The 13,643-nt window shown below is 44.7% G+C and carries 14 protein-coding genes; 2 read left to right on the top strand and 12 right to left on the bottom strand.

The genetic code is table 11. From position 1 onward, the window contains the following. Window positions 1–268 precede the first annotated feature (268 nt). The 12 genes from nagA to FZ952_RS05955 form a co-directional block, all read right to left on the bottom strand. Window positions 269–1,420, bottom strand: coding sequence for an N-acetylglucosamine-6-phosphate deacetylase (gene nagA, locus FZ952_RS06015; protein WP_148880984.1), 1,152 nt, complete (start codon window positions 1,418–1,420; stop codon window positions 269–271). A 146-nt stretch (window positions 1,421–1,566) separates the two neighbouring features. After that, the gene (locus FZ952_RS06010; RefSeq protein ID WP_148880983.1) at window positions 1,567–3,198 is read right to left on the bottom strand and encodes a Na/Pi cotransporter family protein; all 1,632 of its coding nucleotides are present in this window, start codon (window positions 3,196–3,198) and stop codon (window positions 1,567–1,569) included. A gap of 179 nt (window positions 3,199–3,377) precedes the next feature. Next, on the bottom strand, window positions 3,378–3,728 hold the full coding sequence (rbfA, locus tag FZ952_RS06005) for a 30S ribosome-binding factor RbfA (RefSeq protein WP_062201889.1): 351 nt from the start codon (window positions 3,726–3,728) through the stop codon (window positions 3,378–3,380). A gap of 320 nt (window positions 3,729–4,048) precedes the next feature. After that, on the bottom strand, window positions 4,049–6,850 hold the full coding sequence (gene infB / locus FZ952_RS05995) for a translation initiation factor IF-2 (protein WP_148880982.1): 2,802 nt from the start codon (window positions 6,848–6,850) through the stop codon (window positions 4,049–4,051). A 16-nt stretch (window positions 6,851–6,866) separates the two neighbouring features. Then, on the bottom strand, window positions 6,867–7,166 hold the full coding sequence (locus tag FZ952_RS05990; protein WP_062201891.1) for a YlxQ-related RNA-binding protein: 300 nt from the start codon (window positions 7,164–7,166) through the stop codon (window positions 6,867–6,869). Further along, a complete protein-coding gene (gene rnpM, locus FZ952_RS05985; RefSeq protein WP_037617263.1) occupies window positions 7,159–7,455 on the bottom strand; it encodes an RNase P modulator RnpM in 297 nt (98 codons plus the stop codon). Before rnpM ends, FZ952_RS05990 begins: the two co-directional genes overlap by 8 nt. 11 nt (window positions 7,456–7,466) lie before the next feature. After that, window positions 7,467–8,675: a transcription termination factor NusA gene (gene nusA / locus FZ952_RS05980; protein ID WP_304948729.1), complete on the bottom strand. Its 1,209-nt coding sequence runs from the start codon at window positions 8,673–8,675 to the stop codon at window positions 7,467–7,469. Window positions 8,676–8,735: 60 nt separating this feature from the next. After that, window positions 8,736–9,224: a ribosome maturation factor RimP gene (gene rimP, locus FZ952_RS05975; protein WP_187423881.1), complete on the bottom strand. Its 489-nt coding sequence runs from the start codon at window positions 9,222–9,224 to the stop codon at window positions 8,736–8,738. A 190-nt stretch (window positions 9,225–9,414) separates the two neighbouring features. Further along, the gene (trmB, locus tag FZ952_RS05970; protein ID WP_148880979.1) at window positions 9,415–10,053 is read right to left on the bottom strand and encodes a tRNA (guanosine(46)-N7)-methyltransferase TrmB; all 639 of its coding nucleotides are present in this window, start codon (window positions 10,051–10,053) and stop codon (window positions 9,415–9,417) included. After that, window positions 10,050–10,844: a cell cycle regulator CcrZ gene (ccrZ, locus tag FZ952_RS05965; RefSeq protein WP_037617278.1), complete on the bottom strand. Its 795-nt coding sequence runs from the start codon at window positions 10,842–10,844 to the stop codon at window positions 10,050–10,052. Before ccrZ ends, trmB begins: the two co-directional genes overlap by 4 nt. A gap of 50 nt (window positions 10,845–10,894) precedes the next feature. After that, window positions 10,895–11,941 (bottom strand): ABC transporter permease, encoded by a 1,047-nt coding sequence (locus FZ952_RS05960; RefSeq protein ID WP_148880978.1) that lies wholly within the window; start codon window positions 11,939–11,941, stop codon window positions 10,895–10,897. Next, complete coding sequence (locus FZ952_RS05955; RefSeq protein ID WP_187423876.1) at window positions 11,938–12,669, bottom strand: ABC transporter ATP-binding protein; 732 nt, start codon at window positions 12,667–12,669, stop codon at window positions 11,938–11,940. The genes FZ952_RS05960 and FZ952_RS05955 overlap by 4 nt, the downstream gene beginning before the upstream one ends. Before the next feature lie 74 nt (window positions 12,670–12,743). Between FZ952_RS05955 and FZ952_RS05950 the strand changes: the two genes are divergently transcribed. Both FZ952_RS05950 and FZ952_RS05945 read left to right on the top strand, forming a co-directional pair. Continuing rightward, a complete protein-coding gene (locus tag FZ952_RS05950; protein WP_148880976.1) occupies window positions 12,744–13,154 on the top strand; it encodes an HIT family protein in 411 nt (136 codons plus the stop codon). A 9-nt stretch (window positions 13,155–13,163) separates the two neighbouring features. Then, entirely contained in the window at window positions 13,164–13,448 is a 285-nt protein-coding gene (locus FZ952_RS05945) for a hypothetical protein (RefSeq protein WP_148880975.1), read from the top strand. Window positions 13,449–13,643: the final 195 nt, after the last annotated feature.

Genomic DNA, 13,643 nt, shown 5'->3' with positions numbered 1-13,643 from the left:
AACTTCTCTCATCCCGCATTTCACATCTTCTGGCTGATTAGACTACTGAAGAAAGTCGCATACAGCTCTTAATCTAACCTCAAAGGCTAAGCAAATTCTTCAGGGAAAGATGGGAGCTCCGTTCAGAAACAACTCTTTTGAAGCAGATATAAGGAGCGACCTGGGATTGAGTTTTGAAAGTTTGCCAAAGCCAACAAAAAGGATAGGCCATTAACCTATCCTTTCTGAAAAATATAAGGAGACTTTTTAAAACGAATGGTTTACTATTTTATACTGTAAAACGTTTTTCACCATCCAGATAAGTGGCAACCAGCTCTAAATCCTTGTCCAGAACGATAAAGTCAGCATCGTAGCCTTCCTTAATCTGGCCGCAGACATCATCAATGTGTACGGATTTTGCTGGAATCAGACTAGCCATCATGACTGCTTGGTGAGGGTTAGCAATGCCCCACTCAACCACGTTTTTCAGGCCGTCTTTGAGCTGCAGGATTGATCCTGCTAAGTTGCCGGTAGATTTGAGGCGGGCTGTACCATTGGCTACGACTACTGGAAATTCGCCCAGCATGTAGTCGCCGTCGTCCAGACCTCCTGCAGTCATACAGTCGGTGATGAGGGCTACATATTCATGCCCTTTTTGCTTGAGCAAAATATCACAGGCCTTAGGATCCACATGGTGACCATCACAAATCAGCTCTGCGTAAGTGTGGGGCAGCTCATACATAGCCCCAACCATGCCCAGCTCGCGGTGGGTCAAGCCCCGCATGCCATTGTAAGCATGCACCCAAACACTGGCACCCGCTTCTACTGCTGTCTTGGCTTCATCATAAGTCGCATTGGAGTGACCCAGAGCCACAGTTACACCTTCATCAGTGATGGTGCGGACAAATTCCTCCACGCCAGCACGTTCTGGTGCCAGAGCGATCTTATTGAGAAGACCATTGGAAGCCTTTTGCCAAGCACGAAATTCATCCATACGAGGATCTTTCATATAGGCTGGATTTTGGGCACCCTTGTACTTTTCAGTGAAGTAAGGCCCTTCAAAGTAGAGACCACGAATCTTGGCACCGCTAGCTTCCTGATAGCGGGCACCGATATTTTCCGTCACAGCTAGGAGTTGCTCGTAAGATGATGTCAGCGTGGTCGGCAGGAAACTGGTCACCCCAGTCGTCAAAAGCCCTTCACTCATGGTGTGGAGGGTACCTTCGATGTTATTGTCCATGACATCGACCCCACCAAAACCATGGATATGGGTATCGACCAGACCTGGTGCGACAGAGTAGCCTGTGTAATCAATCACTTCCGCATCAGCAGGCACTTCTTGCACCAATTTCCCAAATTTTCCATCGATCAATTCCAAAAATCCACCCTTACGAATCCCTTGAGGATAGAAAAATTGATCTGCTTTAATATATTTAGGCATCTGACTGCCTCCTCTTGTTCAATTTTTTATTGACTCTATTATAACGCTTTCTGTTTTATTTGTAAATGGTCTATACCTGTTTTTTGAAAAAATTTATTATATTATTTGAACAAACAAAAAAGCAGGAAACCTGCTTTTTAAAATTCTTAAATCTGCTCGATTTGGACTTTTTCTGCCAAATTCATGGCATGGTCAGCAACCCTAGTATAGTGCGAAATAATTTCGATAAAGTTGACACCAGCCTGAGGCGTACATTTTCCTCTATTTAGACGAGAAATATGCGTCTTACGCAGCTTGCGCTCTAGCTTATCAATCGCTTCATGTTTCGCTGTCAAATTATTCGCCAACTCAACATCATTTGTTTCCACTGAAGTTAAAGCTTCTTTGATAAACTCTAAAGTCATGTGATAAATTTTTTCTAGTTCTTCCAAGGCGGCTGGTGAGAAGGTAACCTTCTTGCGAAGCAGGTAGTCTGTCAGATTTATCAAAGCCTCTGAGTGATCCCCAATTCGCTCCAAATCTCGGCTAGAGTCTAAAATATTGGTCAGAATCTCACTTTCCTTTTGACTGAGCTGCTCACCAGAAAGTGCAATCAGATAACGAGTCAGTTCATCATCAATCGCATTGATGGCTTCCTCCGTCTTATGCCCCTTTTCAGCAGCTTTTTCTTCATGGTTAATGATATAATCATAGGCCAGTTCAAAAGATTTAAAAGCATAACCACCCATGTGAAGCAGTTCCTTTTTGGCATTTCCCAAAGCCAGAGATGGTGCCTGATGAATCAAAATCTTGTCCAGATAAAGAGGTTCGTATTTGACTGTTTCATCCTCACCCGCAATCAGTTTCGTAACCACATAGGCTAAAACACCGATAAAGGGAAATTGAACGATGGTATTGGTGATATTAAAGGTCCCGTGGGCAAAGGCAATGGTCATTTCCGGTGACAGATGCAGCGCTGTCTCAAACCACTGAATCAGAGCCGTAAACGGCACGAGAAAGATCAAGCAGATAACTGTTCCAATGACATTAAAGGCCACATGGGCACCAGCTACGCGTTTGGCTGCGATATTGGCTCCTAAGGAAGCGATAATCGCTGTAATCGTGGTTCCGATATTGTCACCAAACAGCACTGGCAAGGCTCCTTGCAGGTCAATGAGATTGCTGGCATAGAGATTCTGCAGAATCCCAATGGTCGCTGAGGAAGCCTGAATGAGGAGGGTCAGCCCCGTCCCGACAAAGACACCCAAAATCGGATTTTTACTAAGCTGAACCATATAATCCCGGAAGACCTGCAGATCCTTGAGAGGCTCCATGGCTCCGCTCATCAGATTGAGCGCAAAAAAGATACCGCCGACACCAAAGAGGATTCGGCCGACATTATTAACCGAGCGATTTTTGGTAAAAAAGAGGCAAACCGCGCCGACAAAGAGTAAAGGCAAGGCGTAATCACCCAGCTTAAAACCGATGATGAAGGAGGTCACAGTCGTCCCGATATTGGCCCCCATGACAATCCCGATGGCCTGACGCAAGGTCAACAGCCCCGCACTAACTAGACCGACTGTAATGACTGTCACACCTGAACTGGACTGAATCAGGGCAGTCATGCCGATACCAACCAGGACACCTAAAAAAGGATTGCTGGTGTACTTGTCGATAAAGTAACGCAATCGGTCTCCCGCCGCCTGCTGCAGCCCATCTCCCATCATGCGGATACTGTATAGAAACAGCCCCAAGCCTCCCAAGAAGCTAAATATAATTTCTTGCCAATTAATGGACATTTCTTTTCCTCCGAAAAATAAATATCGAATATTCTCCTTTTTCTATTGTAAAGGATATTAATTAAAGTAACAAGCTTTTTTTAAAAAAAAATATCATCTTTTTCGTTTATGTTTTTCATACGGCCTATTTTTGGGAGAGTCAAAAGCAAAAACTCAGCTAGTTTCAGCTGAGTTCCTCTTTATTTTTTATCTAGATTGCGCAACATCTGATCAATCTTGTTGCCATACTCAATAGATTCATCCTTAATAAAGGTCAAATCTGGAATCTTATACATTTTAAGATTGTGTCCCAGTTCTCGCTTGATGGTACCAGTCGCCTTTTCCAGACCAAGCTGGGCTTTCTGATTGTCAGAAGCCAAGTCACTCATAATCGTGTAGTAGACCTTGGCCATGGACAAGTCACCCAACATTTGGACATCGGTGATGGTCACACCCTGAACTCGTGGATCACGAACCTTTTTCTGCAAAATCTCATTGACTTCACGCTTAATTTCCATTCCCACACGGTCTGCACGAAAATTGTTTGCCATAGGATTTCCTTTCTAATTTTTTTCTTCTGCAATATGAGGCTGGGACAAAAGTCCTAGCCTCTCAATTGTTTTTGGATTGTCGAGCAAGACGCAGTGGTTGAGTGGGCTCTACTACGCTGATTTCATCAGCTTTTACAGCCCTACTCAACTGTGCGGAGGTGGGACGACGAAATCGAATTCTAACGAATTACCGATTTCTGTCCCACTCTCATATTTTTAGTTTCAGTTTAATTAAGTTTGTTCTGAACTCTTTGCGAAAAGATGGATTCGCCTAGAATCATTGATTCTTTATCGCGTTCCTGATTTTCGCTGCGAGTTTTTTATTTTTTAATCTCTTCCATGATGTAAGCTTCAATCGTGTCATCTACTTGGATGTCATTGTAACCGTCAATCATGAGTCCACCTTCGCGGCCATTGGTAATTTCCTTAACGTCATCCTTAAAGTGCTTGAGGCTGGCAAGAGCACCATCATAAATCACGACACCATCACGGATAACACGAACTTTGGAATCACGGGTAACTTTACCATTGATAACCATAAATCCACCGATAGTTCCGACCTTGGAAACCTTGAAGGTTTCGCGAATAAGGGCTTCCCCGATGACTTTTTCTTCGTACTCTGGATCCAGCATTCCCTTCATGGCATCTTCCATTTCCTCGATAACCTTGTAGATAATGCTGTGGAGACGAATTTCTACATCGTCAGCTTCCGCCTGCTGGCGAGCTTGAGATGTAGGACGGACGTTAAAACCAATAATCAGGGCATTTGAAGCTGCTGCCAGCGTTACATCGGATTCATTGATAGCACCAACTGCTGAGTGGACGATAGTAATCTTAACACCTTCCACTTCAATCTTCTGCAGGGAAGCAGCCAAGGCTTCTACAGAACCTTGTACATCAGCCTTGATGATAACATTAACAGACTTGACTTCACCAGCTTTGAGGGTGTCAAAGAGATTTTCCAGACTGACACGATGAGTAGCTTGACGTTGCTTGAGAAGGGCACGTTTGGCACGTTCTTCACCGGCTGCACGCGCAGCTTTTTCATCTTCATAAACCGCAAAGTGGTCACCAGCCATCGGAGTTTCATTGAGACCAGTGATGGAAACCGGTGTCGATGGTCCTGCCACCTTAACGCGACGTCCCAAGTCATTGGTCATAGCCCGAACCCGACCGAAGGTATTTCCGACAACGATTGGATCTTGCACATTCAGCGTACCTTGTTGGACAAGCAAGGTTGCAACCGCACCTTTTCCTTTATCCAGACGGGCTTCGATGACTGTACCAATCGCTCGAACAGTCGGATCAGCCTTAAGCTCTTGGATTTCAGCCACCAAGAGGACTGTTTCCAAAAGTTCATCGATATTTTGGTTGAATTTCGCTGAGATTTCGACAAATTCAGACTCACCGCCCCAAGCAGTCGATATGACACCATGCTCAGCCAATTCACCAATTACACGCTCAGGATTTGCTCCTGGCTTATCAATCTTGTTGATCGCTACGATAATTGGCACATTAGCTGCTTTGGAGTGGTTAATGGCTTCGATAGTCTGAGGCATCACACCGTCATCAGCTGCTACGACCAAGATGGTGATGTCTGTCACAGACGCACCACGGGCCCGCATAGAGGTAAAGGCTGCGTGTCCTGGTGTATCCAAGAAGGTAATCTTCTTGCCGTTTTCCTCAATCTGGTAAGCACCGATATGCTGGGTGATCCCACCCGCTTCACCTGTCGCTACCCGAGAGTTACGCAAGGTATCCAAGAGGGTCGTTTTACCATGGTCAACGTGTCCCATGATGGTCACAACCGGTGGACGTTCTACCAATTCATCCGGATTGATATAGCCTTCTTCGACAAAGAAGCGCTCGATATCGGCAGTGTCAACTTCAACCTTCTTCTTAGCTTCGATACCGTAGTCTACCATGAGGAGCTCAATAGTATCGCCGTCAAGAGATTGGTTTTGCGTTGCCATCACACCCATCATAAAGAGCTTCTTGACGATTTCAGCTGGCTCGCGCTTGATCCGTTTTGCGATTTCTGCAACGGTCATGCCATCTGTATATTCAAATTCGGTCGGCAACTCATGGAACTTGCGTTCTGTAACAGGTTTTGGAGCCTGATTGTGGTTGCCCTTTCCGCGTTTATTCTTTTTGTTATTATTCCAGTTACTGTTTCTTTGATTTCTCACTTGATTTTGACTGCTTCGATTCTTTTGTTGTTTTCTTGGACCTTCTTCTTCGCGTTCAAATTCATCACGCTTCTTATCTGGTCGGGCTTGTTTTTTGCGACGAGTATCTACTGCAACTGGTGCTGCAGTAGGAGCGGCAGCTGGTGCAGGTTCGGCCGGAGCAGATTTGACCGTTTCGACAACAGGTACTTCTGCTTGAACTGGCTCTTTCCGCCTATTCTGACGTTCTTGCGCTTCTCTGGCTGCCTGAGCCTGCTTGAAGCGCTCCTCGCTAGAACGTGCGTACTCCGCATTTTGCTCTGCTTTCAGAGCCGCTGCTCGCGCTTTAAAATCAATTTTAGGACCTTGATTTAACTGTGGACGATTATTTTGACCGCCTCGATTCCGGTCCTGACCGCGGTTGTCACGACGGTCATTGCGAGCTTCATTACGACGTTCTTGACGGCCGTTATTGGTGTTGCGGTCAGAACGACCTTGGTTGCGATTGCGATCGCCACGTTCCTTCTTATCACCGCTTTGTGGTTGGCGATTATTTTGCTGCTTGCGGCGCTCTGCCTGTTCCTTGGCCCTAGCTTCCCGCTCTGCCTTAAAGTTACGACTTTGCGGCCGAACTGAAGCCGGTTTCGCCGGAGCTGCTGCGGCTGGAGTATCTGCCACTTTGGGCTTTTCTGGCTTAACAGCCGTAGAATCTTCCTTTTTAGCTGGAGCAGATTCTTTTTGAGGTGCTTTCTCCGGTACTGGCTGGGCAGCAGGCACTTTTTCTGGCGCTGGCTTAGAGGCACCAAAGCTATCCCTGATGCGTTGACCCGCTTCTGCTTCTACGCTGGAAGAGTGACTTTTGACTTCCAAGCCCAGCTCCTTAGCACGAGCCACCACCTCTTTGCTTTCCTTTCCCAGTTCTTTTGCGATTTCGTACAATCTAACTTTAGACAATTCTTGTCCTCCTCTTCTATTGCATAAGAGACCTCATTTTCTTTGTAAAACCAGCATCTGTGACGGCAGCCACTTTTCGGGCCTTGCCAATCGCAGAGCTTAATTCCAGTGTTGAAAACACGGTTGACACTTCTATCTTGTAATAATGGCTTTTATCAGTAATCTTTTTCGTTAGATTTGGTCCAGCATCCTCAGCTAGAAAGACCAGATGGGCTTTTCCTTCTTGGATGGCTTTGATGACCAATTCTTCCCCTGAAATGATACGGCCAGCCCGCTGGGCCAAACCCAGCAAGTTTGCTAGTTTTTCTTTATTCAAGACCCAACTCTCTTCTCTTGACCTTGTGATCGACATAGGCAATCAGCTCGTCGTAGAAACTCTCTTCTACTTCCATGCTGAAACTGCGGTTGAAAACTCGCTTTTTCTTAGCCAGATGGGCTTCCTCATTATCTAGCTTAATATAAGCTCCTCGCCCATTAGCCTTGCCTGTCGGATCAATGAATACCTGACCTTCTTTATTCTTGACAATGCGCAATAAATCACGCTTGTCAATCACTTCATTGGACACAACTGATTTTCTTAAAGGGATTTTTCTTGTTTTTGCCATATCTGCCTCCCTTATTCTGCGGCTACTGCTTCACTTTCTTCCAGTTCTGCTTCTGCCAAAACTCCCTCAGTTGAGACTTCTTCTGCCACAAATGCTTCCGCATCTTGTGCAAAGCCTCCGAGTTCATTGGCTGCTTCCATTTCTTCGAACTCGCTGGCTGACTTGATGTCAATTCTAAAGCCAGTCAAATGAGCTGCCAGACGGACATTCTGACCGCGACGGCCGATAGCCAGAGAAAGTTTATTATCCGGTACCACAACCAAAGCTCGCTTATTATCTTCAGCATGGAAGATAACTTGGTCCACTTCTGCTGGTGCAATAGCATTGTAGATAAATTCAGCCGGATCTGCCACCCACTCGATAACGTCAATATTTTCTTCAGTCGGTATCATACGGCCACTTTTGGCATCATATTTAGCTGGATGGAACTTGCTGGTAATCTTCTTGATATTAGCGCCGCCTCGGCCGACGATGGTTCCGATAGCATCCACATTTGGATTATGGCTGCGCACCGCTACCTTGGTCCGGTCACCTGCTTCACGCGCCACGCTCATAATTTCCACGGTTCCGTCGTAAACTTCAGGAATTTCCTGCTCCATCAAGCGCTTGATCATTTCTGGATGACTACGGCTAACGAAAACATTGACACCACGAGGATTGTCTTCAACTTTGTAGACAAAGACTTCAATGCGGTCATGAGAGGCAAAAACCTCACCAGGAATCTGGTCTTGCTTAGACAGTTGCGCTTCGATACTGCCTAGATTGACATAGATAAAGCGATTGTCAAAGCGCTCCACTGTCCCTGACATGATTTCATTTTCATGTTCTTTGTAGGTGTTGTAAGTGATAGCACGAGTCTGCTTGCGCATCTTTTCCATGATGGTTTGCTTGGCAGATTGAGCTGCTACGCGACCAAACTCAGCTGGCGCTTCTTCAAACTTGATTTTGTCTCCCAGCTCATAGGCAGAGCTGATAGCCAAGGCATCCTTGAGGCTGATTTCCAAGCGACTGTCAAAGACCTCGTCCACAACTTCGCGGACAGTATAGACACGGAAATCACCTGTTTTTTCATTAAACTCAATAGCTGCGCTGTCTGCTTGACCATAGCGGCGACGATAAGCAGAGCGAAGGGATTCTGTCACTGCTTCGATAATATCTTCTTTTTTAATACCTTTGTCCTCTTCCAAAATACGGAAGGCCTCTAGCATTTCTTTACTCATCTTCATGTAACTTTTGCCGAAACAAAAGTATTCCTTTCTTCATTATATTGCGATTTGTTACTAAAATTTAACGGCCAATCTTGCTTTTGACACTAGACCATATGGAATTTCAACTTCTTTTTTGCGTATTTTGTCCATATATTCCATAAGCAAGACATCATCTTCAAATCCAAGTAAAGTTCCTTCAAAAACCTTGTTTTTATCCAGTGCTTTATAAAGGCTGACATGGATATAACTGCCGACTGCAGCTGCCACAGCTTCCTTGGTCTTGAGCGGGCGCTCCAAGCCTGGACTGGTCACCTCCAGAAAATACTGGTCAGGAAAAGGATCTGGCTTGATAGAGTCCAACAGAGGACTGATAATATCGGTCAAATCTGCTGTATCGTTGACCGTAATCCCCTCGGGCTTGTCTACAAAAACACTGAGAACATAGTCACCGCCCATCTTTCCATACTCAATATCCACCAATTCATAAGGTTCTTGGATGGCTGGCTCAATGACTTCTCTTACTAATTCAACAATCGTTGCGATAAGACTGCACCTCCTCACAGACAAGAGGCGAAGATATTTCCTCGCCTCTCTTTCATATTTACTAATTTCAGTATACCACAGCCTGCATAGAAAAGCAAGGGATATGCTTGATTTAAAAATTTCGCTTCTTATATCTCTTTGTAAAAATAGAAAAACACCGAAATTTGTGAACAATCCTTAAGTCTCACAAACCTGTCAGGACTGCTATCTATTCAAACTTCGCCTCAACTCGGTAGATGACCTGTCCCTTGCTGGAGAATTTCTTTTCATATTCTGTCAGGACATTGTCCTCAAAGTCACTGGCATGCAAATCCAACCACACGCCTTTTAACTTCATACCATACTGAGAAAAGCTAACTAAGCTGTACTCGAATAGACCACGGTTGTCTGTTTTGAAGTGGATTTCTCCATTTTCCGGCAGAATCTGCTTAAAGGTATCCAGAAAGGACTTGTAGGTCAGCCGGCGCTTCTCATGACGTTTCTTGGGCCATGGATCAGAGAAATTGAGATAAAGTTGGTCAATTTCCCCGTCTTCAAAGTAGTTGGTCAAATCTGAACCATCGACCCAAAGCAACTTGATATTGGGCACATCCGCTGCCAGCACTTTATCCAAGGCATAGCTGAGTACGGATTTTTGAATATCAATACCAATATAGTTGATTGTCGGATTGGCCTTGGCCATTCCAGTGATAAAGGCTCCCTTACCGCTGCCCACTTCGACATGAATAGAGTGGTCATTCCCAAAAATCTTCCGCCATTTCCCCTTAGCATCGGCTGGATTTAAGACCACATACTGCGGATTGGCCTCTAACAATTCTGTTGCGCCTTTGCGATTTCTTACTCTCATTTTACCTTTCCATACTTGGAACGGAAGTTGCGTAAGGCGTAAATCTCCCGGTTCACATTTTCTAAATCATTATTCTCGTAATACTTAGCAATTTGCATCAGGTAGGAATATTGCCCAAACCAATACATTTTATTGAAAACTGTTTGATTGTACTTGTAGCCATAGTAGGTCAGCCATTCTTGCCAGCCTGAATCCGGCACATAATGGCTCAGGATATGGGCTACATCCAGCATCCTATCGGTTAGCCGAACGGAATCCCAATCCACCAGATAAATCAAACCGCTGTCCGTTTCAATCCAATTGCTATGACGAACATCTCCGTGAACGATGGTCGCATAATCCTCCCGAAAGGCTGGCACTGTTTGGCGCAGTTCACGGATAACTGACTGCAGATATTGATTGTTCCTCAAAACTGCAGGTGCTTGATTTAGCCAAGCATTCAGCAAATCAATCGGAGTTTCCAAAGTATAGCCCAACTTTGTTAATTGTGTCATTAAGGGCCGCGAACGATGCAAACGCGTTAAAATATTGACCACTTGCTTTTTAGACATATCATTTGGTGTCAGGATCGTGCCCGCAAGCCACTCCTGCCCACTTATAACATTACCATCCGGTAAGCGGCGGCTCCATAAAAGCTGCGGTGCAATTTGTTCCCTGGCTAAGCCTGCTAAGATTGGGGTTGTATTCATCTTGACGAAAACGCGCCCCCCGTCTGGATAAGTCCCCATATAGGCCTTTCCACTCTTACCAGCTATTGGTGTCAGGGTTAGCTCATTATCAACCAAGTCCATGATTCCCCTCCGTAAAAAGTTTCCTATCTATTTTACTAGTTTTACCTCTTTTAGTCAACCAATCTATTTAATTTAAATGGCAAATATAAAAGATACAATAATACTGTGACTCCAAGGATTGGCAGTACAGCGGCTCTATCTTGGAAAAAGAACAAAGCCACTAGTGTTTCAAAAAGCAAGACACTATGTCCAACCGCTGTAATAATCTGCCTCGCTCCCTTAATCTTATCTTTTCTGTCAAGCGGGAAAAGCTGGGTGAGATACTGATAATCAAATGCTTCATAAAGAGCAAGCAACTGAAAGAGCAAGAGATAATTGAAGAGGACAACAAAAGCTGCAGCAATCCAAGACTGGCTGACAAAAATGATCGTTAGCAGAGCTAACAGCAGAAGTCGCAGGGTCAAAGGAAACAAGTCGCCATTGCGCAGATAGGAGCGCAAAAACATATTCTGCCATGTCTTGCTATGCTGTTTGCTCACGAGTCTTGTCAAACCATCCAGATACTCCCGACGCTTGACACTGTTCGAAATGCCCTTGACATTGGTAAAGAGAGCAAAGAAACGCAGGAGCTTCTGCTTGCGTCCCTCCTCAGCCGCAATCGCATACTGCCAATTGAGGCGATCCGCCATAAAAAAGCGGCCTCCCTTGCCTTGAAATAAAAACCATTTTAGCAGCAGCATAAGCAGGCAGTAGAGCCCAAAGCCCCAGATTGGTAAGCCCAGAGCCAGAAAAAGCGGAGCCAACAGCAACAACATTCCAGTCTGTAAGACTGCGTACAAAAGATAAGAGCGCCAAATCTGCTCCTTGATAAAATCAATCACTGCCTGCTCCTGCACTAGCAAAAAGAGCATATCTGGCTTTTCTAGATAGGTCGCAATACGCCCAAAAGGCAGGATAAAAAGCGATAGAACAACCAGACTGGCAATGATTGGTAAGTGATTCGTCGGAAAATGCCGCAATAGCTGACTATACTGAACACCTAAAAACCCCATAAAGACCAGCAGAAAAAGGACAAAATGATCATTAAGCACATAACGCAGGTATTTCAGACACTGCTGACGGAAATCCTGCTTGCGTTTAGCAAATACTTCTTTCATACCGCAGCCTCTTCCGTCAAGGCCAGATAGATGTCATTGAGACTAGCTTCTGGCATCTGAAATTGTCCTCGCAACTCAGCTAGATTGCCCTTGGCACGCACCTGTCCTTTATGCAAAATCACAAAGCTATCGCACATCTTCTCAGCTGAATCCAGAACGTGGGTACTCATGAGGATGGACTTGCCTTTTTTCTTTTCCTCCTCCAAGAGCTGGATAAGGTCTGCAATAGCTACGGGATCCAGACCCAAAAAAGGCTCATCCACGATAAAAAGACTAGGATCTACCACGAAAGCACAGATAATCATGACCTTCTGTTTCATCCCCTTGGAAAAATGCACCGGAAACCAGTCCAGCTTATCCTTGAGCCGGAAGATAGTTAACAGGCCTTCCACGCGCTCAAAAGCAGCTTCCTGCTCGATATCGTAAGCCATGGCCACCGTTTCAATATGCTCACGCAGGGTCAGCTCCTCATAGAGACTAGGCGTCTCAGGGATAAAACCGATCTTCTTGCGATAAGCACTGGGATTTTCCCGCAGCTGTAAGCCGTCAATCCGAATCTCTCCCTTATAGGGCGTTAGAAAGCCGATGATTTCATTGATCGTAGTAGACTTGCCGGCACCATTAAGACCAATCAGACCAACCAATTGACCGTCGCCAACCTCAAAACTGATATCTTTTAAGACAGGAATATTGATATAGCCTCCTGTAAGACCCTTGATTTCTAACATATTTTCTCCAAATTCTGGTATAATGTTCTTATATTTTAAATTATAACAAAAACTAGCGAATAGAGGTATCATTTATGGCTGATTGTATTTTTTGTAAAATTATTGCAGGGGAAATTCCAGCTTCTAAAGTCTATGAAGACGACCAAGTACTGGCCTTCCTAGATATTTCTCAGGTCACACCTGGCCATACTCTGGTTGTTCCCAAACAACATTTCCGAAACCTTCTGGAAATGGATGCAGATAGCATTAGTCAACTCTTCGCCCGTGTACCGGACATTGCCCGCAAAGTCATGAAGGTAACGAAAGCCAAGGGGATGAATATCCTTAATAACAACGAAGAAATCGCTGGTCAAACTGTCTTTCACACCCACGTCCATCTAGCTCCTCGCTATGAGGAGACGGATGGCCTGCAAATTAGCTTTGAAACTCACGAACCAGATTTTACAGCCTTGGCTGAATTAGCAGCGAAAATTGCCCAAGCTTAAGGAGGAACTATGAAACTTTCAAATATTCTCCTTTTTATCGGTTCCGCAGCAGCCAGCTATAAGCTGGTTGAAAACCGCCAAAAAATCCGAGAAGAAGTCACTGAAACATCGGATATCTTAGACAAGATCCAGGACAATCTAGCTAATATCCAACGCAACCTTGCCATCATCCAAGAACAAAGAGACAACTTAAAAGACATCACTCAGGATTTAAGCTACAAATACAAAGTCCTTGAAAACCAAGCGACGATTCAAATTGAACAAATAAAGGATTTATGGGAATCCTATCAATAAAAAACGGCTCTATAATTTCTGTAGTGGGTAAATCCACCGCAGGGATTATGGAGCCTATTTTGTTGTAGAAAAAAAGTCCCATAAGACCTATAATGAAAAGCAACGAAACCATCATTAGAAAGAATCTTATGGAACAATTAAATTTTATCACAAACCTACTCGAAATTAAAGACAAAAATATCATCATTCTAGATT

This window comes from Streptococcus sp. Marseille-P7376, assembly GCF_902460385.1.
GTDB classification, from domain to species: domain Bacteria; phylum Bacillota; class Bacilli; order Lactobacillales; family Streptococcaceae; genus Streptococcus; species Streptococcus sinensis.
Note: the sequence above shows the minus strand (reverse complement) of the source record. Positions and strands in the feature narration are given on the sequence as shown.